Origin of the sequence: Nocardia fusca NBRC 14340 (assembly GCF_001618425.1) — a bacterium.
In the GTDB taxonomy this organism is placed as follows: Bacteria; Actinomycetota; Actinomycetes; order Mycobacteriales; family Mycobacteriaceae; genus Nocardia; species Nocardia fusca.
Genome location: NZ_BDCU01000038.1, coordinates 39904 through 57535 on the forward strand (window position 1 = coordinate 39904; position 17632 = coordinate 57535).

Annotated in this window: 16 protein-coding genes; 7 read left to right on the top strand and 9 right to left on the bottom strand. The window is 65.0% G+C overall.

The features are described 5' to 3' along the window. The first annotated feature begins 126 nt into the window (after window positions 1-126). Window positions 127-762, top strand: a complete 636-nt coding sequence (locus NF4_RS24300; RefSeq protein ID WP_063129690.1) for a TetR/AcrR family transcriptional regulator — start codon at window positions 127-129, stop codon at window positions 760-762. 26 nt (window positions 763-788) lie between these two features. On the opposite strand, the gene NF4_RS24305 is transcribed toward NF4_RS24300, so the two are convergent. The 7 genes from NF4_RS24305 to NF4_RS24335 form a co-directional block, all read right to left on the bottom strand. Then, complete coding sequence (locus NF4_RS24305) at window positions 789-2420, bottom strand: AMP-binding protein (protein ID WP_063129691.1); 1632 nt, start codon at window positions 2418-2420, stop codon at window positions 789-791. Continuing rightward, the gene (locus NF4_RS24310) at window positions 2420-3694 is read right to left on the bottom strand and encodes a bifunctional 3,4-dihydroxy-2-butanone-4-phosphate synthase/GTP cyclohydrolase II (protein WP_063129692.1); all 1275 of its coding nucleotides are present in this window, start codon (window positions 3692-3694) and stop codon (window positions 2420-2422) included. The genes NF4_RS24305 and NF4_RS24310 overlap by 1 nt, the downstream gene beginning before the upstream one ends. 82 nt (window positions 3695-3776) lie before the next feature. Next, window positions 3777-4301, bottom strand: coding sequence for a flavin reductase family protein (locus tag NF4_RS24315; protein ID WP_063814687.1), 525 nt, complete (start codon window positions 4299-4301; stop codon window positions 3777-3779). Between the two features lie 76 nt (window positions 4302-4377). Further along, window positions 4378-5319, bottom strand: a complete 942-nt coding sequence (locus NF4_RS24320) for an SDR family NAD(P)-dependent oxidoreductase (protein ID WP_084533409.1) — start codon at window positions 5317-5319, stop codon at window positions 4378-4380. A gap of 60 nt (window positions 5320-5379) precedes the next feature. Then, window positions 5380-6330 (bottom strand): isocitrate lyase/PEP mutase family protein, encoded by a 951-nt coding sequence (locus tag NF4_RS24325; RefSeq protein WP_063129695.1) that lies wholly within the window; start codon window positions 6328-6330, stop codon window positions 5380-5382. Window positions 6331-6380: 50 nt separating this feature from the next. Continuing rightward, window positions 6381-6905: a cupin domain-containing protein gene (locus tag NF4_RS24330; RefSeq protein ID WP_063129696.1), complete on the bottom strand. Its 525-nt coding sequence runs from the start codon at window positions 6903-6905 to the stop codon at window positions 6381-6383. A 37-nt stretch (window positions 6906-6942) separates the two neighbouring features. After that, on the bottom strand, window positions 6943-8148 hold the full coding sequence (locus NF4_RS24335; protein WP_063129697.1) for an LLM class flavin-dependent oxidoreductase: 1206 nt from the start codon (window positions 8146-8148) through the stop codon (window positions 6943-6945). 629 nt (window positions 8149-8777) lie between these two features. Here NF4_RS24335 and NF4_RS24340 point away from each other — a divergent pair. The 5 genes from NF4_RS24340 to NF4_RS24360 all read left to right on the top strand — a co-directional run bounded on the left by NF4_RS24340 (window position 8778) and on the right by NF4_RS24360 (window position 14848). Then, window positions 8778-9596, top strand: a complete 819-nt coding sequence (locus tag NF4_RS24340; RefSeq protein WP_063129698.1) for a mycofactocin-coupled SDR family oxidoreductase — start codon at window positions 8778-8780, stop codon at window positions 9594-9596. Between the two features lie 54 nt (window positions 9597-9650). Beyond that, window positions 9651-11372, top strand: a complete 1722-nt coding sequence (locus NF4_RS24345) for a CocE/NonD family hydrolase (RefSeq protein ID WP_063129699.1) — start codon at window positions 9651-9653, stop codon at window positions 11370-11372. A gap of 63 nt (window positions 11373-11435) precedes the next feature. After that, window positions 11436-13028 carry a flavin-containing monooxygenase gene (locus tag NF4_RS24350; protein ID WP_063129700.1) on the top strand — a complete coding sequence of 531 codons (1593 nt, stop codon included), beginning with the start codon at window positions 11436-11438 and terminating at the stop codon, window positions 13026-13028. Between the two features lie 76 nt (window positions 13029-13104). After that, the gene (locus NF4_RS24355) at window positions 13105-14061 is read left to right on the top strand and encodes a zinc-binding dehydrogenase (RefSeq protein ID WP_063129701.1); all 957 of its coding nucleotides are present in this window, start codon (window positions 13105-13107) and stop codon (window positions 14059-14061) included. A 37-nt stretch (window positions 14062-14098) separates the two neighbouring features. Continuing rightward, on the top strand, window positions 14099-14848 hold the full coding sequence (locus NF4_RS24360; protein WP_063129702.1) for an NADPH-dependent F420 reductase: 750 nt from the start codon (window positions 14099-14101) through the stop codon (window positions 14846-14848). A 74-nt stretch (window positions 14849-14922) separates the two neighbouring features. Here the strand turns inward: NF4_RS24360 and NF4_RS24365 are convergent, their stop codons facing one another. Further along, a complete protein-coding gene (locus tag NF4_RS24365) occupies window positions 14923-15480 on the bottom strand; it encodes a nuclear transport factor 2 family protein (protein WP_198165453.1) in 558 nt (185 codons plus the stop codon). A gap of 146 nt (window positions 15481-15626) precedes the next feature. Beyond that, window positions 15627-16466: a mycofactocin-coupled SDR family oxidoreductase gene (locus tag NF4_RS24370; RefSeq protein WP_063129704.1), complete on the bottom strand. Its 840-nt coding sequence runs from the start codon at window positions 16464-16466 to the stop codon at window positions 15627-15629. 318 nt (window positions 16467-16784) lie between these two features. Between NF4_RS24370 and NF4_RS24375 the strand changes: the two genes are divergently transcribed. After that, window positions 16785-17546 carry an SDR family NAD(P)-dependent oxidoreductase gene (locus NF4_RS24375; protein WP_063129705.1) on the top strand — a complete coding sequence of 254 codons (762 nt, stop codon included), beginning with the start codon at window positions 16785-16787 and terminating at the stop codon, window positions 17544-17546. Window positions 17547-17632: the final 86 nt, after the last annotated feature.

The following is a 17632-nucleotide window of genomic DNA, read 5'->3' on the forward strand; positions in this document are numbered from 1 at the left end:
CGCGCCCCACCGGCCGCGACGGCGCGAAATATTCTGGACGGAATAGCTCGGTAACTTGCGGTGTGTCTCCTCCGGCCGGGCGCGATCGCTTCGGCAGCGCTGCGGGCGGGCGGTATGGTAAAAGCCATGACGTCTTCGCCGCGCACGGTCGGACGACCGCGTGAACCCGATCTCGACGACCGGGTGCTGGACGCCGCCAGGTCGGTATACGGCGAGCGCGGCTGGAGCGGATTCACCGTCGACGAGGTCGCGCGGCGCGCGGGTGTCGGCAAAGGCTCGCTGTATCTGCGCTGGCCCAACAAAGCCGCACTGCTGGTCGATGCCGTACGTTCGGCCGCGCCCTCGGTCGGGAACATCAATCTCGGAAACCTCGAGCTGGACCTGCGGGAGTTCGCTCGACAGTGGATGGCGTTCGTCCAGAGCATCGAGGGCACAATGGTCAGCCGGCTGATCATGGACCGGCATTCCAACGAGGAGCTGGCCGCGGTCGTCGGCGAGCTCGACTATCCGGATTACATCCGGTCGACCCGGGCACTGGTCCGGCGAGCGGTCCGGCGGGGCGAGATCGACCCCGGTATCACGCCCACCCTCATCGCCGATCTCGTCGCGGGGGCCATCACCACGCATGTCCGTAGCACGCCTCCGGGGCTGGCCGAGGTCGCGCATACGGAGACCTACCTGACGCAACTCGTGGATACGGTGCTGCGCGGCGTGGGCTATCGGCATCCTTCCGCGCAGGACTCCCCCGGCGACGACACCTGACGGGCCGGTGCTGTCCTGCCCCGAGGTCATCGGGACGCACCGCCCTCGGACATCCGGGCCGTAGTGGACCGGACACGTTCCGGCCGGGCCCAAGTATTGGCTCCCCGGCCACGCTCACGGAGCTCGGCCTTGCGGACCCGCTCGGTCGCGGTCTTCGGTAGCAAGTCGACCACCTCGATGAAGCGTGGCCGCATGAACTCGGCCAGCCGGCCGGACAGGAATTCGTCCAACGCGGCCTCGTCCAGGTGCCGCGACTGTTTCGGGACGACGAATGCCATCACTTCCTGCTCGCCCCACTCCGAGTCGACCCCCACCACCGCGCATTCCAGTACGTCGGGATGCTGCAGCACGGCCGCTTCGACCTCGACCGAGGAGATGTTCTCACCGCGGCGGCGCAACGAATCCTTGAGACGATCCACCAGGTAGTAGTTGCCCTGCTCATCGCGGCGGAACTGGTCACCTGTGTGGAACCACAGGTTGCGCCAGGCGGCGACCGTCGCCTCCGGGTTCGCCCAGTATCCGGAGGCGAAATGCCACGGTTCACGCGGACGCAGGATGAGCTCGCCGAGTTCACCGTCGGGCACCTCGCGATCGAATTCGTCGACGATTCTTGCTTCGAACCCGTCGCGCAGGCGACCGCAACTCTGCGGAATGCTGACGTCGTAGTCGACCGCGACAATGGGTGCGCATACTTCGGTCATGCCCCACTGGGTGGTCACCAGTACGTCGTGCCGCTTCTTGAATTCCTCCACCTCCGGAATCACCGGGATCATCTGCACTCGCCGCAGAGGTGTCGATTCGGGCCGAATATCGCTCTGGTAGATGAAGTTCGCCATCGCGCCGAGGAGCAGTGTCGCGGTGCACTGATACTTCTCGATATCCGCCCAGAATGCATCGGTGGAGAACCGCTCGCGGAGCACTGCCCGTCCACGTACCCGCGCCACAGATATCAGATTGGCACGATAGGTGATGTGGGACGGCGGAAAGGGGAGGTAGATGGCGTCCTCGTGGCCGAGTACGGTCGGCGGGAAGACCCCGGCAGCCGCCTCCTTCAGTTGCGCGAAGGGCACGACGACCCCCTTCGACAACCCCGTCGTGCCGGAGGTGTAGAGGATGCAGGCCGGCGTATGTCCCGGTATCCGGACCGCCGGCTCGCTTTCCGCGGACTCTCCGGCCGCGTCCAGAATGTCGTCTGCCCGGGCAATGACGGTGGAACCATCGGATCGGAGATCGTCGTCGCCGCCGATGACAAGGACCTGCCCGATATTCGGCGCCTTGATCAGCGCCTCTCGAACGGCGGAAAAATACCGGTGATCGACGACCGCGACCCGAGCGCGGGTATCGCCGACAATGTGGTCGAGGAGTGCGCCCCGATACGCGGGATTGGCCGAGGCTTCGATCGCGCCGGCGTAGGCCGCGCCGCACCACAACTCGACCGAGGCCACCGACGACGCCACGAATGTCAGGACGGTGTCACCCGCGGCCACCCCGAGCCCAACCAGCGCCCGGCGCCATTTCCGCGCGTTCGCGTGGACCTCGGCATAGGTCCTGACCGGACCGTCGACCTCTTCCAGACAGATTGCTTCCGGCGACTCGGCCGCGATCTCGGCGACCATATCCGGGTACGCCTCGGCTGTCCGCGCTCTTTCGGGACTCACTAGCTCTCCTGATAAATGTTCGTGCTCGTAAAAATCGGTTCGTAGTCGTCGAGACCGGCGAGATCGTGGCCCATACGGTCGCGTTTGGTCCGCAGGTAGGTGAGATTCTCGGCATTGGCACGCAGCGGCATCGGGACACGTTCGGTGACGCGCAGTCCGTGGCCGTCGAGCCCGACCCGTTTGGCGGGGTTGTTCGTCAGCAATCGCATGGTGGATATCCCCAGGTCGACGAGGATCTGCGCGCCGATACCGTAGTCGCGGGAGTCGGCGGGCAACCCGAGCTGGAGGTTCGCGTCGACGGTGTCCGATCCCGCGTCCTGTAGCTGGTAGGCCTGCAGCTTGTGCAGCAGACCGATCCCGCGGCCTTCGTGACCGCGCATGTACAGCACGACACCCCGCCCTTCACTCGCGATCATCCCGAGAGCGGCCTCGAGCTGGGGCCCGCAGTCGCAGCGCAGCGACCCGAACACATCACCGGTAAGGCATTCGGAGTGCACCCGGACGAGGACATCGCTACCGTCGCCCTCCGGCCCGGCGATGTCTCCGCATACGAGGGCGACATGCTCGACCTCGTCGTAAATGCTCCGGTAGCCGACTGCCCGGAATGTGCCGTGCGCGGTCGGTATCCGCGCGTCGGCGATGCGGACCACCTGCTTCTCGTGCCTGCGGCGCCACGCGATGAGGTCGGCGATCGAGATCAGCGCGAGGCCGTGTTCGTCGGCGAAGTCCCGGAGCTCGCCGGTCTGCGCCATCGCGCCTTCGTTCTGCCGGCTGACGATCTCGCAGATCACGCCCGCGGGGCGGAGGCCGGCCATCCGCGCGAGGTCGACGGCGGCTTCCGTATGGCCGGGCCGGCGCAGGACACCTCCGTCCTTCGCACGCAGAGGTACCACGTGGCCGGGCCGGGTGAAATCGCTTGCACCGGCGGTGGGGTCGGCGAGCAGGCGCATGGTCGCGGCCCGGTCGGCAGCGGAGATACCGGTACCGATTCCCGCCCGGGCATCGACGGTCACCGTGTACGCGGTACCGTGTTTGTCCTGGTTGACGGCATACATCGGCGGTAGGGCGAGCCGGTCGCAATCCTCGCCGGCCAGTGGTACGCACAGGTATCCCGACGTATGGCGGACCATGAACGCCACCAGTTCGGGCGTCGCCTTCTCGGCGGCGAAGATCAGATCGCCCTCGTTCTCCCGATCCTCGTCGTCGACCACCACCACCGGTTTACCGGCGCCGATGTCGGCGACCGCGCGCTCGATATCGTCGAACCTTGTCACGTCCTGTGCTCCATACTCTCGTGCCGGCACCGGGCCGGACGGCGGTGGCGCCGGTCAGCGCGCACCCCGCTGATCACCGCGGCTACTCGACGTCGACCGTCCGAGCGTCGACGAGTTCGCGGAACTTCGCGCCGTGCCAGATGAGCGGCTCGTTCTCGCCGATGCCGAGCTTGTGCACCTCGAGCAGGACCATCCAGTGATCGCCTGCCTCGGTGACCTCATGGATCGAGCATTCGAGCCACAGTGCGGCGTCCTCGATGAATACGGCGCCCGCTTCCCCGATGTCGATCGCGACCTGCTCGAAACGGGACGCGCGGTCCTTACTTGCGAGCTTGCGGGTCAGATCGCTCTGCCCCTTGCCCAGGATCGACACTCCGAGGGAGCCGGCCTCCTCGAGCACGCCCCACGTCTCGGACGACTTCTGTACCGCGACCGCGCCGAGGCAGGGTTCCAGCGATACTCCGACCATGAACGACGAGGCGACGAGCGCATGCTTGCCACCGGCGACATCGGCCGCGAGAACCGCCACACCAGAAGGGAATTGCGCAAAAGCGCTCCGCACGACCGTCGGGTCTCCGCCGAAACCACGCACTTTGGTCTGACTCATCAGTTCTCTTCCTGCCACGGTTCGGAGCACGGCACCGGCGGCTCCGAACCGTGGACTGAACGATCGGTCGGGCTACTCAGTTGCCGGACACATCTGCCGCGTCTGCAGGGATCTCGGATTCCATCTCCGGCGCCAGGAACACCATCTGCGCGCGGAGTGACTGGCTCGCGTTGAACAGCGGCGTGAGATCACCGTCCGTCGTGAGCTCCGACGCCTTGTCCGCCCAGGCTTCGGGGGTGGTTTCGGCGGCCTTGATCCGCGGCATCGCGGTGATGACAGTCCTGGCGGCCGCCAGGCCACCGACCTCGAACGCTTCGCCGTGCACAGTGGTGTCCTGGTGCGCGAGCCAGGTGACGAAGGCCGCGACGGCATCCGCCGGGAACTGCTCGCGCATGAGCTTCTGAATGACGGGGCTGCCGTTACCGAACGCGTCCTCTGTCATCGGTGTCCAGGCGACCGGCAGCAGCGTGGTGACCTGTACGCCGACCTCACGAGCCTCGGCGACGAGGGAATTGCCCAGTCCCCAGACCGCCGCTTTGGCCGCGCCGTAGGACGTGTCGTTGGGGATACCCATCAAACCGTTCGAAGAGATATTGATCAGCCGTCCGCTACCGGATTCGATGAGGTGCGGCATGGCGTGGCGCGCGACCTCGACGACACCCCGGAAGCTGGTGTCGAAAACTCGCCACCACAGGTCGCTGTCCATTTCCCAGAAGCGGCCGTACGCATTGATACCGGCATTGTTGACGACGATATCGAGGCGCCCGAAACTGTCGATCGCTGCCTGCACCAGGCCCGCCGCTTCGGTGACGATATCGTGGCTGTCGGGCACTGCCGTCCCGCCGGCTTCGCGGATCGCTTTCACCGTTTCCTCGGCACGCGCTGTGGCGATATCGTTGACCACGACCCGCGCACCGCGAGCGGCGAGCATGACGGCGTGCTCGCGACCCATTCCCTGCCCTGCTCCGGTAACAATGGCCACTCGCCCGCCGAAGTCGAGTTCGCTCTGTCCAGTCATTTCATACACCTTTGTAGAGTTTGTGGATTATCCGGCTGATCGGATCGAGGAATTCGACCGCTAGGCATTGGGAGTATTGACGTAATCGCGTTGGGCTTCCGGCGGAAGATATTTTTCCTCCGTGCTCTGCACGTATTCCGGCGACGGCCGCCCGAGGCGAGCACCCCATCCGAAGTCGTAGGCGGTGCCCTTCGCCTCGTTCATTTTCTCCACATATGCCGCGAAGGGGGTGGCGTCGCCGGCTTCCTTGATATCGAGGAGCAATCGCCACACCTCGTGGACACCGGGCAGGACGAACGGCACTGCCTCGATCGACTGACCTACCGCGGTCAGTTCGGCGAGCGGCCGCCGCCCGATGAGATCGGCACCCATCACGTAGTTCGAACCGGGTGTCTCTTTCAGCGCCAGCTCGGCCTGCTCCCACGTATGGAAGCCTTCGAAGAAAATGACATCGACTCCGGTCTCCGCGCGGTAGAGCTGCGCGCGGCGGATCGCCTCGTCGACACTGCCGCCGGCCGCACCGAATCCGTCGGTGCGCGCGACGATCACGAAGTCGCCGTCCAAGCGGTCCCGGGCGTCGACCGCCGCATTGAGCCGCCCTATCGCCTCGGCATCGGATACGAGTTCGATACCGGTCGTTCCACCGGACTTCTTGGGCTCCCGCTGATCCTCGATATGGATTCCCGCGACGCCGGCATCGATGAACTCCGCGACAGTGCGCTGGACGTTGATGGGGGCGCCGAAACCCGTATCGGCATCGCAATATACGGGAATATCGGTGCTTCGCGCGACGCGCTTCGCGTGCGCTACCACCTCGGTCAACGTCAGCCAGCCGACATCGGAGGCGCCCTCGGCCCACCATGCCGACATCCCGCCCGAGAGTTCGAAGGCCTCGAAGCCCGCGTGCTGGGCCATCTGAGCGTGGATCGGCAGCGATCCGAACGGTACGACTACGGTCTCGGGCCGCTGGAATATCTCGCGCAGCGCCGCACCCGGCGAACTCGGACCCATTATTTCTCCTTCATCCTGATTGCCTTGTTCGAATTTCTGGGTTCCGGTCGCTATGCGCTGGACTTCGAATCGTTGTAGCCGATCGTGACCACGATGTAGACGCAGTCCTCGTCGTACGGGTTCTTCCAGGCGTGGGGTACGCCGCCCATGACGAGGAGGTCACCCGGGCCGAGAGTCCGCACCTTCCCGCCGGGAAGTTCGAGATCCACTTTCCCCGAGATCACCACTTCGTAATCGATGGTGTCGCTCGCGTGCATATTGGGATCGCCGTCGTCACCGGTACCGGCCATACTCGGGTCCAGCTGTTCGGGATCCAGCTCGTTTCCGGCCGAACGTGCCGGGAAACTGCTCACCCCGAAGGTCGAGCCATTCGGCCCCGCCAGGTGAACGCGACTGGGCGGGCGGCCGATGTTCTCTTTACTGTGCCCTCCTTCGACGGCCCAGTAGAATGCCCCCTCGGCGATACCGGGCATACTTATCTCGGCCGGGCCGCCGACCTCGAGAAAATCCGCTTCGCCCGAGTCGGTGGTTCCCGCGACTATCAGGCGGAATTGTTTGGGATCCGGAAAAGTCATCTACCTTCACTCCTTTGTAAAAGGATCCGAGCCGTTGTCAGGCACGAAGTCCGGCGCTGCGCATCAGCGGGAAAATCTGCTCGTTGAGCCGGTCCAGCCCCTCGTCGTAGTCGACGAGCCCGGTGCAGACACCCGCGATACCCGCGTCGGACAGCTTCTGGAGCCCTTCGACGATCATCTCCGGCGTGCCCACCAGCGGAACCAGACCGGCCCGCATGAAAGTGCGGATGGATTCATCCTTCTTGAAGTCCTCGTTACGCTTGAAATCGTCCCAGCGCATGCTGCGGGCATCGCCCGAGGCGATGATCTGCTGATACCGCACGGCGCTCTCCCAGTCGCCTTTTTCGTCGACGACGTATTTCACGTAGTCCCGCGCCTCTTTTTCGGTGTCTTTGCAGATGATGTGCACACCCGCCCAGAGGTCGAGGTCCGGCCGGCCCGCCTCGTCGGCGTTCGCCCGGACTTTCTGCGTGACCGGTTTACTGTTGTTCACATCGGCAACCATGATGAACAGGATGTTGGCGTGCTGGAACGCGAATTTCTGGCCCGCCGGGCTCGCGCCGGCACTCATCACCATGGGTCCGGGCGATTGCACGGGCTTGGGGTAGGCCTGCGCACCGCCGAGTTTGAAGAACTCGCCGTCGAAGTCGAATTCGAATTCCTCGCCCTCGTCAGACCAGAGTCGCTCGACGATCGTCATCCACTCTTCGGCCATCTCGTAGCGCTTGTCGTGCTCGGGGAGTTCGAGACCGAACATCTTGTACTCCGGCTGGTGGTAGCCGGCGACGGCGTTCAACCCCATCCGGCCGCCACTGATGTGATCGACCGTCGCGCTCATTTTCGCCGCCATAAGCGGATGTACGAACGGGACGTGACAGGTGGCGAAGATCTGGATGTTCCGCGTGGCCGCCGCCAGTCCCGCCGCCCAGGTGAACGTCTCATGCTGCCGGCCCCAGGGCCGGTCCGGACCGGAAAGCCCCTGCCAGCGAGCGATCGGAATGAACCCTTCGACGCCGTAGACGTCCGCTTTTTCGGCGAGACCGCGGACCTCGTCCCAATTACCGAGTTTGATCGTGTTCTCGGCGAGCGTCAGGCCGCCCTGACCGGTGGAGACATTTGCCCCGAAGATCGCGAACTTGAACTTGTTCGGTCCGTCGATCATGGGCCGCTGATTTCGTTCCACGGTGTGATCGGCGACGAATTCACGCGGTACGTCGCTCTTGATCAGTTCGGGGGTACTCATCGAGTTTCTCCAGATCTTCGTGATTCCAGGCGCCGGAAAGCACCCGTGGTGGGTCGGATTGCGCGACATGCGTTCACCGTCGCGATATAGGGCTGAATGCCGGCGAGTCCGCCCGCTCGTTCGTCGCTCGGTGCACGGCGAGTCACGTCGTTCGTCTACGGGGTCGTAGCCGAGCGCCTGGGCGGTGCCGATGCCATCCGTCCGTCGAGATCGTCTTCCGGGCCGGTGCGTCGGTGTCTCAGCTCACATTCGCTGTGTTCAGGCTAGGAGCGGCCGCCGCCACACCGGCACGGTATTCGACGCCAACAAGGTGAGAAAGTGCGTCAAGTACGCCCCTTTGCCGCCCGCTGGCGCAAGATACAAAGCTTCTGGCGGGACTCCATATGGCCGACGCACGCAGGCTCGCAGCAGCATTCGAGTGGTAGCCCCGCCGGCCGACGGGCCGCCGGCCTTTCCAATTTGGACGGAACATGTCAGTATGGTCGGCGTCACATGGCTGAGCGACTGTGCTCGCCGAGTGCTCGCCCAATACCCGGTCATCCCGGGCGCCGGCGCGGGGCCGAGCACTCATTGCCGGTTGCGGCAGCAGGACGCCGCCTCGGTTTCTCTCTCAGAATGGAGCATCAGCAATGGCGGGACGTATGGAAGGCAAAGTCGTCTTCATCACCGGTGCGGCGCGCGGTCAGGGCCGCGCCCATGCCGTCCGCCTTGCCGAGGAGGGCGCGGACATCATCGCGGTCGACATCTGCGCGTCGATCCCCACCGTCGTCCAGTACAGCGGTGCCACAGCGGAGGACCTCCAGGAGACGGTCCGCCTCGTCGAGTCGCTCGGCCGGCGGGTCGTCGCCGAGCAGGCCGATGTCCGCGACCTCGAGCGGCTCCGGCAGGTCGTCAGCGCCGGCGTGGCCGAGTTCGGCCGGCTCGACGGTGTGGTCGCCAACGCGGGCATCGAAATCTTCAAGCCCTGGGACAAGTTCAGCGAGCAAGAATTCCGCGATGTCATCGACGTCAATCTCTTCGGAGTGTGGAACACCGTGCAGGCGACCGCGCCGGTACTGGTCGACGCCGGCAACGGCGGATCGATCGTTCTCGTTTCGTCGGGCAACGGACTCAAAGGGGGTCCGTTCAATCTCCCCTACACCGCCTCGAAGTTCGCTGTGACCGGGATGGGTAAGACCCTCGCCGCCGAGCTGGGCAAGCACCGGATCCGGGTCAACACCGTGCATCCCGGTCCGGTCGACACCGAGATGTCGCGGTATATCGCGCCCCTCTTCGGTGAGATCGCCGCCGGCAACGAAGCCCTGCTGGGCACGTACGCCCATTTCCACCCGGACAGCATGATGGATCCGACCGAGATCTCCCATGCCGTCGTCTACCTGCTGTCCGATGAATCCACGTGGACCTCAGCGCTTTCCTTGGCCGTCGACGGCGGCGTCACGGCGTTCTGACCTTGTGACCGACCGCAGGAAACGAACAAGCTGGGAAGGGACTCGGTCGACACCATGGACCTAGTCGTCGAGAAGAACCTCAGGGTCGCGATGCGCGACGGCGTGGAACTCGCCACCGATATCTACCGTCCGGCCACCGGCGGGCCGTTCCCCACTCTGCTCGAACGCATTCCGTACAACAAGGAAAGCTACGGGATGATCAGCGGCTGGGTGGATGTGCTGCGCGCGGCGCGGGAAGGGTTCGCGGTCGTCGTCCAGGACACCCGTGGCCGCTATCAGAGTGACGGGACCTTTCGTCCGTTCGCCGACGAACGGACCGACGGTGCGGACACCATCGCGTGGGCGGCTGGCCAGGCGTGGTCGACCGGCTCGGTGGGCATGTTCGGCAGCTCCTACACCGGTGCCACCCAGTGGCTGGCGGCGGCGGAGCGGCCACCGGCCCTGGCCACCATATCGGCGGCTGTCACCTCTCGTGACTACTACGACAGCTGGCTGTACCAGGGGGGTGCGTTCCGCCTGGGGTTCGCCTTGCAGTGGGTCACTTCGGCACTCGGCCTCGGGGAACTGCTCCGTAACCCTTCGGTCGAGGAGAATCGCATCGCCGATCTGCGGCGAATGCTCGACAACATGGACGACGTGTTCCGCACGCTGCCGGCGCGCGATCACCCCACGCTGACCGCCATCGCGCCGTACCTGGCGCAGTGGCTGGACCACCCGGACCGCGACGGCTACTGGGAACGCTTGTCGGCGGCTGTTCCGGACATCCCGGTGCTGAACATCGGCGGATGGCACGACCTGTTCCTGGGCGGCACGATCGACAACTATCTCGCCCTGCGGGCACGCTCGGACCGGCCGGACGCCCGGCGTCAGCGGTTGATCATCGGCCCGTGGGCCCATGGAGCGACCAGCGGTGTTTTCCCCGAGCGGTCCTTCGGGGTCCAGGCGGGGGCGGACGCAGCCGATATCACCGGGGTCCAACTGGCGTGGTTCAAGGAGCACCTGGCGGGCTCGCCCTCGACAGTTTCGCCCAGCCCGGTGCGGATCTTCGTCATGGGACCCGATATGTGGCGCGACGAGCCGGACTGGCCCCTGCCGGATACCGAGTACGTCGACTACTTCCTCGGCAGCGCCACCGATGCCCGAACCAGCGGCGGCGACGGCACGCTGTCCACCTCGGCCGGCTCGGCGGCGGCCTCCGACAGCTTCGTTTACGACCCGGCCGACCCGGTCACGACCTGTGGCGGTGGGACATTCCTGCCCGGCCTGTTCATCGGCGCCAACGCGGGCCCCCGGGACCAGACGCGGACCGAGTCCCGTCGTGACGTGTTGTGTTACACGAACGCGCCGCTCGACCGGTCACTCGAGGTGACCGGCCCGGTCCGGGCGAAACTGTATGTCTCGTCGAGCGCGGTCGACACCGACTTCACCGCGACGCTGGTGGACGTCCACCCGGACGGCCGGGCCGAACTCGTCTGCGACGGCATCCTGCGGTGCCGCTACCGGACATCGACGGCGCGACCGGAATTCCTGGAACCCGGGGCGGTCTACGAAATCGACATCGACCTCGTCGCCACCTCGTACGTGTTCGGCGCCGGGCATCGGCTGCGGCTGGACATCTCCAGCAGCAATTTCCCGAAGTACGACCGCAATCCCAACGCGGCGATCCCGGTCGCGGATGCCCGCCATGAGGACTTGGTGGTGGCCACCAACACCGTATGGCACGACGACACCCGGCTGTCGAGACTCGTACTTCCGATTGTCCGGCGTTCGGCGTGACCGGTCCGGCCTGGCACGACAAAGGCTTGTAATGATGCATTTCGACCTGAGAAAGGTTCGGTTATGAATTCGGTGGACTATGACGCTGTTGTGGTCGGTGCCGGTGCGGGCGGTATCTACGCGGTGCACAAACTGACCCAGGAGGGGTTGCGAGTCATCGCGTTCGAGGGTGCGCCCGACGTGGGCGGGGTCTGGTACCACAATCGCTATCCCGGAGCGCGCGTCGATATCGAAAGCTACTTCTACTGCTTCCCGGACGAGGAACTGTATCCGCGATGGACGTGGAAGGAACGCTATCCCGCGCAGCCCGAGATCCTGGCGTATCTGAATTTCGCCGCCGACAGCTGGGGCGTCCGTCCGCATATCCGATTCTCGACCTGGGTCACCGGCGCTCAGTGGGAGCCGGCCGCGCACCGCTATCGCGTCACCACCAGTAGTGGCGAATCGGTCACCGGACGCTATCTGATCATGGCGTCGGGCCAGCTCTCCAAAGCCCGCACACCGGCTTTCCCCGGACTCGAGGACTACCGCGGCCGCTGGGTCCAGACCTCGCACTGGCCGACCGACCATGTCGAGACCGCGGGTAAACGTATCGCCGTCATCGGCACCGGGTCCTCGGGCGTCCAAGCGGTACCCGCACTGGCACGTGACGCCGAGAACGTCACGGTGTTCCAACGTACCGCGAACTACTCGGTACCCGCCCAGAACGGTCCGCTCGATCAGCAGAAGTACGCCGATCTCGCCGGCCGGGTCGCCGAGATGCGGGAGGCAATCCTGCACCATCCGACCGGCTCGGATATCCCACTCGGTGCCGGACCGGCCGGCTCCTTCACACCGGAGGAACAGCAGGCGCTGCTGCGGGAGCGCTGGGCCCGCGGCGGGCACACGATGAATGCCGTTTTCAGCGATCAGGGCACCGATATCCACGCGAACACCCTCGTGGCCGATTTCGTCCGGCAGCATGTGCTCGATACCGTGCGCGACCCCGTAACCGCCGACATCCTCACGCCGCGCTCGTATCCCATCGGCTCTCGGCGCCTGTGCGTGGATACCGGCTACTACGAGGCCTTCAACCAACGCAATGTGGATCTGATCGACGTCAAGGCCGACCCCATCGAACGGATCACCCCGCAGGGAATACGGACTCGCGATCACGATCTCGAATTCGATCTGATCGTGTTCGCCCTGGGCTTCAGCGCGTTCACCGGAGCCCTCGACGAGGCGAATATCCGCAACGAATTCGGCGAGCGACCGACCGACCGGTGGGCTCGCGGGCCGCGTACTCTGCTCGGGCTGATGACGCGCGGATTCCCGAATCTGTTCCTGCTCACCGGACCCGGAAGTCCCTCGGTGCTGGCCAATATGATCCTGGACAACGTCCAGCATGTCGACTTCGTCGCCGATCTGCTGCGGCATATGGGCGAACGGGGTCACACGAAGGTCGAACCCGAGGAAAAGGCCCAGGACGAGTGGACCGCACACGTGGCGGAGGCCGCGTCCAACCTGCTCCGGCTCAACGTCGAAAACTATATGGTGCATGTCAATCGCGATGACGGCAGCAGGGTTTTCATGCCCTATGTCGCCGGACTCGACCGTTACGTCGCCGAATGCGACAAAGTCGCGGCCGACGATTTCGCCGGGTTCGCCTTCTCCTGAGTATCTCGCCGCTCGACCCCGGCCGGCGCCGCTCTTCACCGTTCGTCCCTCGATCCCCAGAAAGGACGTAAACCCCATGAAATCCTGGCGATTTCACGGCACCGGCCGGCCCCTGACCCTGGAAGAGGTGGAAACACCCCGCGCGGGCCCGGGCGAAGTCATTGTCGACATCAAGGCCGCCGGGTTGTGCGCCTCCGATATGGGCGCCCTGCACGAGCCGGAATGGATGGCGTCCTTTCCGCGGCTGCCGATGACACTCGGGCACGAAAACGCCGGCGTGATCAGCGAAGTGGGCCCCGGGATGGACCGATGGCAGATCGGTGACCGAGTAGGGCTGTCGCCGATGATCCCCAACGGCGATGCCATCGGCTACGGCACCTGGGACGGCGGCTACGGACCCAAAGTGCGCGCCACCGAAGCGAACCTCGTCCGCCTGCCGGCCGAGCTTTCCTTCGAGCTGGGAGCGGTGGCGACGGATGCGGGCCTGACGGCGTACCACGCCATGGTCGCGCTGGGCGGCGCGCAGGAGGGCATGCGGGTCGGAGTGATCGGCCTCGGTGGTCTCGGCTACCTCGGCGCCCGGATCGCCGTGCTGAAAGGGGCCGAGGTGTATGCCGCCGAAACGAACCCGGCCACCAGGGAACTGGCTGCCGAGATCAGGCTCGCGGGCGTAGCCGAATCGATCAGCGAGTTCGCGGACAAGAATTTGACGCTGATCGTGGACTACGCCGGCTTCGGGACCACCACCGCACAGGCAGTGGAGGCACTGCCCAAGTCCGGGACACTGGTGCAGGTCGGTCTGGGCCGGCCGGAGTCCACGGTGAACACCCAGGCGATCATCTTCAAGCAGCTGAAGATCCTCGGCTCCCTCTCGGGCACCCAGCAGGACCTCACCGAGTTGTACGAGCTCATGCGTGGCGGCGCACTCGAGCCACCGATCCACCGCATCACACCGGATCGCATTCCGGAAGGACTGGAACTCCTCCGACAGGGTGGGGTCGTGGGCCGCCTCGTCGCCTGCTATGAGGACTGAACGGCGAATTCGGCACCGAAGAGAAGGAAGACCATAGATGAAGATCGGCATTCTGGGCACCGGGCATATCGGAAAAACCCTGGTCGCCACGTTGAGCGCTGCCGGGCACGAGGTGAAGGTGGCGAATTCTCGCGGCCCGGAGACGATCGGGCCCGACGTACTGGCACAAGGTGGACGCGCGGTGACCGCGGCGGACGCGGTGCTCGACGTCGATATCGCGATCGTCTCCGTTCCCCTGAACCGCCTGCCGGATATCGCCCCACTCATCGGCCGGTCGGCATCGAGCACAGTCGTGATCGACACCTCGAACTATTATCCGCAACGCGATGGACGTATCGATGCCCTCGAGGACGGTCGGACCGAGAGTCTGTGGGTCGCCGACCAGCTGGGTCGCCCAGTGGTCAAGGCCTGGAACGCGATCGGCTCGGATTCGTTCGCGAAGAAGGGGAAGCCGGCGGGCAGCCCGGATCGGATCGCCATTCCCGTTGCCGCCGACGACGAACGAGACCGAAAGATCGCCCTGACCCTGGTCGAGGACACCGGGTTCGACGGGGTCGACGCCGGCGTTCTGGCCGAATCATGGCGGCAGCAGCCCGGCACGCCGTGCTACTGCACGGACCTTTCCCGCCAGGAGATGCCGGGTGCGCTCGCCGCGGCAGACCCGGCGCGATCGCCGAAGCGCCGGGATCTGGCCTTCGAGGCCGTCCTGGAACGGATGAGTGGTAGCGGCGCGCGGGACCCGGGTGCCGACTATCTCGTCCGCCTGAACCGAGCGCTGTTCCTGTGAACCTGTACCCGGGTGAGCGGACATCGATCGCGGTTGTCGATCGCTGCTCACCCGGGTACTCGATATCGATCCGGCTACGGATGCCGACCCGGCTCTCGCGGAAACTCGGTCGGCGGGCTCTGCACCCAGTCCAGATAGATCGGATCCTCGGGATACCAAGCACCCCAATGCGATACGCGTGGCACATCGACGACGTCCCAATCGGAGTTGATCGGCCGGACATCGATCCAGTCCCAGACACACGTGCGGTGCAGGATCTTCCACACACCGTCCCGTTTCTCACACAGATCGCGATAACGGCCGGCCTGGAACATCGTCACCTCGGGCTCTTTGAACGGGACCACACAGACGAACATGCTCTCCCGCTTCGCCCGGTTCCCCTCGATCTCGGACAGGACGTTCGAGACATGATGGTTGCAGCTGTAGATCTTGTCGTGCCACGTCATCGCCGCATCCGCCCACCCCTGGCCGTCACCGACGTAGGCACCGTGGTCGTCGAATGAATCCGGCCAATATGTCGACCGCATCAGCTCATGGTCATGCCGGTCCGCGCCCCGCACATACATCATCAGGTTGTCGTGCAGAGCCTGCTTGTCGTACAGCTCCATCAGCTGTGCGTCCGTCAGTGGCATTTGTTCCATTCTTCCAACGTGCGGCCACCCGATGCGGCCGCGGCCTGCTGATTCAGGGTCTTCGCAAAAGGCGCGGCGGAGCGCAGTGCCGGTCGAGGTCAATACGCCGGAATGTCGAGCGCACTGCCGCCGCGTCCTGTTCGCATCTACTTGATGAGGGCACCCGCATCGACAGGCAGCGATACACCCGTGATGTACCGGGATTCGTCGGAGGCCAAGAAGAGTACGGCGTTGCTGACATCCACCGAGTCCACCCAGGGAATCGGCAGCGCGTTCACCGTTTGGGAGGCCGGTGCGAAATCTTCTCTCGTCGGGTGCTCGAGATCGGGCCGGAACAGGCGGCGCATCGCCTGGTTCTGGATCATGGGCGTGTCCACCTGTGTGGGATTGACTGCGTTGGCACGGATGCCGTGCGGTGCCAGTTCCAGCGCGAGCGAGCGCATCAACCCGATCACCCCGTGCTTGGCCGCGACGTAGTGCCCGATATTCGCGTACGCCTTCACGCCCGCCGCGGAGCTGGTGAGAATGATCGAGCCGCCCTTGTTGGCAATCAGGTGGGGAACTGCCGCTTTGGCCGTGTGCCAGACGCCGGTGAGATTGATATCGATCATCGTCTGCCATGTCGCGCCGTCGTATTCCCAGACGGACTGCGGCCGGCTGGTGATCCCGGCGATGCCGGCGTTGGCGCAGACGATGTCCAGCCCGCCGAACTGCGCGACGCCGTCGTCGACCACCTTCTTCAGCCCGTCGTAGTCACGGACGTCGGTCTTGCTCGCCAGGATGTGCCGGCCCAGCGCTTCGACCTGCTGCACTGTCTCGGCGAGATCGGACTCGGTAGCACCCTCGTACGGGCTGTCCGGAATGTTGTCGCAGATATCCACGGCGATGATGTCCGCGCCTTCTTGCGCCAGCCGGATCGCATGGCTGCGGCCCTGGCCCCGTGCCGCGCCGGTGATGAAGGCGACCTTGCCCTCGAGCTTTCCCATGACGTTGCGCTCCTGTTGTCGGGTCCGGTGATAGCGCGCGGCCTCGTACCGCCGCTCGGAACGGCCCCTCGAGAGTGCTTCACCTCATCGAGGGACGATCCTGTTGTGACGCCCACCATACTGACACATACCGTCCATATTGGGAAGTATTCCGAGTCGCATTCTATAAAACCCGCAGCAAAGACGCCGCTTCAGGAGCCTGGTAGATTTTCGATCTTGTGTTGATTTGGACATTATTAGTCCGTATTGTGACCTCGGACCGCTCGGCCGGGCATCCTGTCTGCCGGTGAGTCACATCAACCAACAGGAGAATTCACGATGGAACTGGGCAACACGGTTGCACTCGTCACCGGCGGCGCATCCGGCCTCGGACTTGCCACCACCGAGGCATTGGCCAAGGCAGGCGCGCATGTCGGCGTACTCGACCTGCTCTCCTCGTCCGGGGCCGGGATTCAGGAAGAGCACGCCGGGTCGGTGACTTTCGTTCCCGGCGATGTGACTTCCACCGAAGACGTGACCCGGGCACTGGACATCCTGTCCGAGCGTGGGCCCCTGCGCGTCGTGGTGAACTGCGCGGGAATCGGTCCCCCCGGAAAGGTTCTCGGCAAAAACGGGCCGCTCCCCCTCGACGACTTCGAGCGCATAGTCAGGATCAACCTGTCCGGCACGTTCAACGTCATCAGACTCGCCGCCGAGCGAATCGCGGCGACAGATACCGTGGACGGCGAACGCGGCGTCATCGTCAATACTTCCTCGGTCGCGGCTTTCGACGGGCAGATCGGTCAGCCTGCCTACGCCGCGGCCAAGGGCGGAATCGTCTCCATGGCCCTGCCCATCGCCCGGGAACTCGCGAGGCACCAGATCCGCGTTGCCACAATAGCTCCCGGCACATTCGACACCCCACTGTTGAAAACGCTGCCGGAAGACATCAGACAATCCCTCGGCGCACAGGTTCCGCATCCGTCTCGACTCGGAGATCCGGCCGAGTTCGGTGCGCTGGTACGCCACATCGTCGAGAACCCGATGCTCAACGGCGAAGTCATCCGACTCGACGGAGCGATCCGGATGGCACCTCGCTGACGCTCGGGAGCGAAAAGGTCACGACATGAGGAGCCATCTGCGGCCGAATGCGGATAGCCGGCTCCTGCGGAACCCGTAGAGAACTT

Bases quoted from the DNA above. Each gene is read 5' to 3' on its own strand.
- NF4_RS24300 (WP_063129690.1), top strand. From the start codon at position 127: ATGACGTCTTCGCCGCGCACGGTCGGACGACCGCGTGAACCCGATCTC.
- NF4_RS24315 (WP_063814687.1), bottom strand. From the start codon at position 4,301: ATGAGTCAGACCAAAGTGCGTGGTTTCGGCGGAGACCCGACGGTCGTG.
- NF4_RS24320 (WP_084533409.1), bottom strand. From the start codon at position 5,319: ATGACTGGACAGAGCGAACTCGACTTCGGCGGGCGAGTGGCCATTGTT.
- NF4_RS24325 (WP_063129695.1), bottom strand. From the start codon at position 6,330: ATGGGTCCGAGTTCGCCGGGTGCGGCGCTGCGCGAGATATTCCAGCGG.
- NF4_RS24330 (WP_063129696.1), bottom strand. From the start codon at position 6,905: ATGACTTTTCCGGATCCCAAACAATTCCGCCTGATAGTCGCGGGAACC.
- NF4_RS24335 (WP_063129697.1), bottom strand. From the start codon at position 8,148: ATGAGTACCCCCGAACTGATCAAGAGCGACGTACCGCGTGAATTCGTC.
- NF4_RS24340 (WP_063129698.1), top strand. From the start codon at position 8,778: ATGGCGGGACGTATGGAAGGCAAAGTCGTCTTCATCACCGGTGCGGCG.
- NF4_RS24345 (WP_063129699.1), top strand. From the start codon at position 9,651: ATGGACCTAGTCGTCGAGAAGAACCTCAGGGTCGCGATGCGCGACGGC.
- NF4_RS24350 (WP_063129700.1), top strand. From the start codon at position 11,436: ATGAATTCGGTGGACTATGACGCTGTTGTGGTCGGTGCCGGTGCGGGC.
- NF4_RS24355 (WP_063129701.1), top strand. From the start codon at position 13,105: ATGAAATCCTGGCGATTTCACGGCACCGGCCGGCCCCTGACCCTGGAA.
- NF4_RS24360 (WP_063129702.1), top strand. From the start codon at position 14,099: ATGAAGATCGGCATTCTGGGCACCGGGCATATCGGAAAAACCCTGGTC.
- NF4_RS24365 (WP_198165453.1), bottom strand. From the start codon at position 15,480: ATGCCACTGACGGACGCACAGCTGATGGAGCTGTACGACAAGCAGGCT.
- NF4_RS24370 (WP_063129704.1), bottom strand. From the start codon at position 16,466: ATGGGAAAGCTCGAGGGCAAGGTCGCCTTCATCACCGGCGCGGCACGG.
- NF4_RS24375 (WP_063129705.1), top strand. From the start codon at position 16,785: ATGGAACTGGGCAACACGGTTGCACTCGTCACCGGCGGCGCATCCGGC.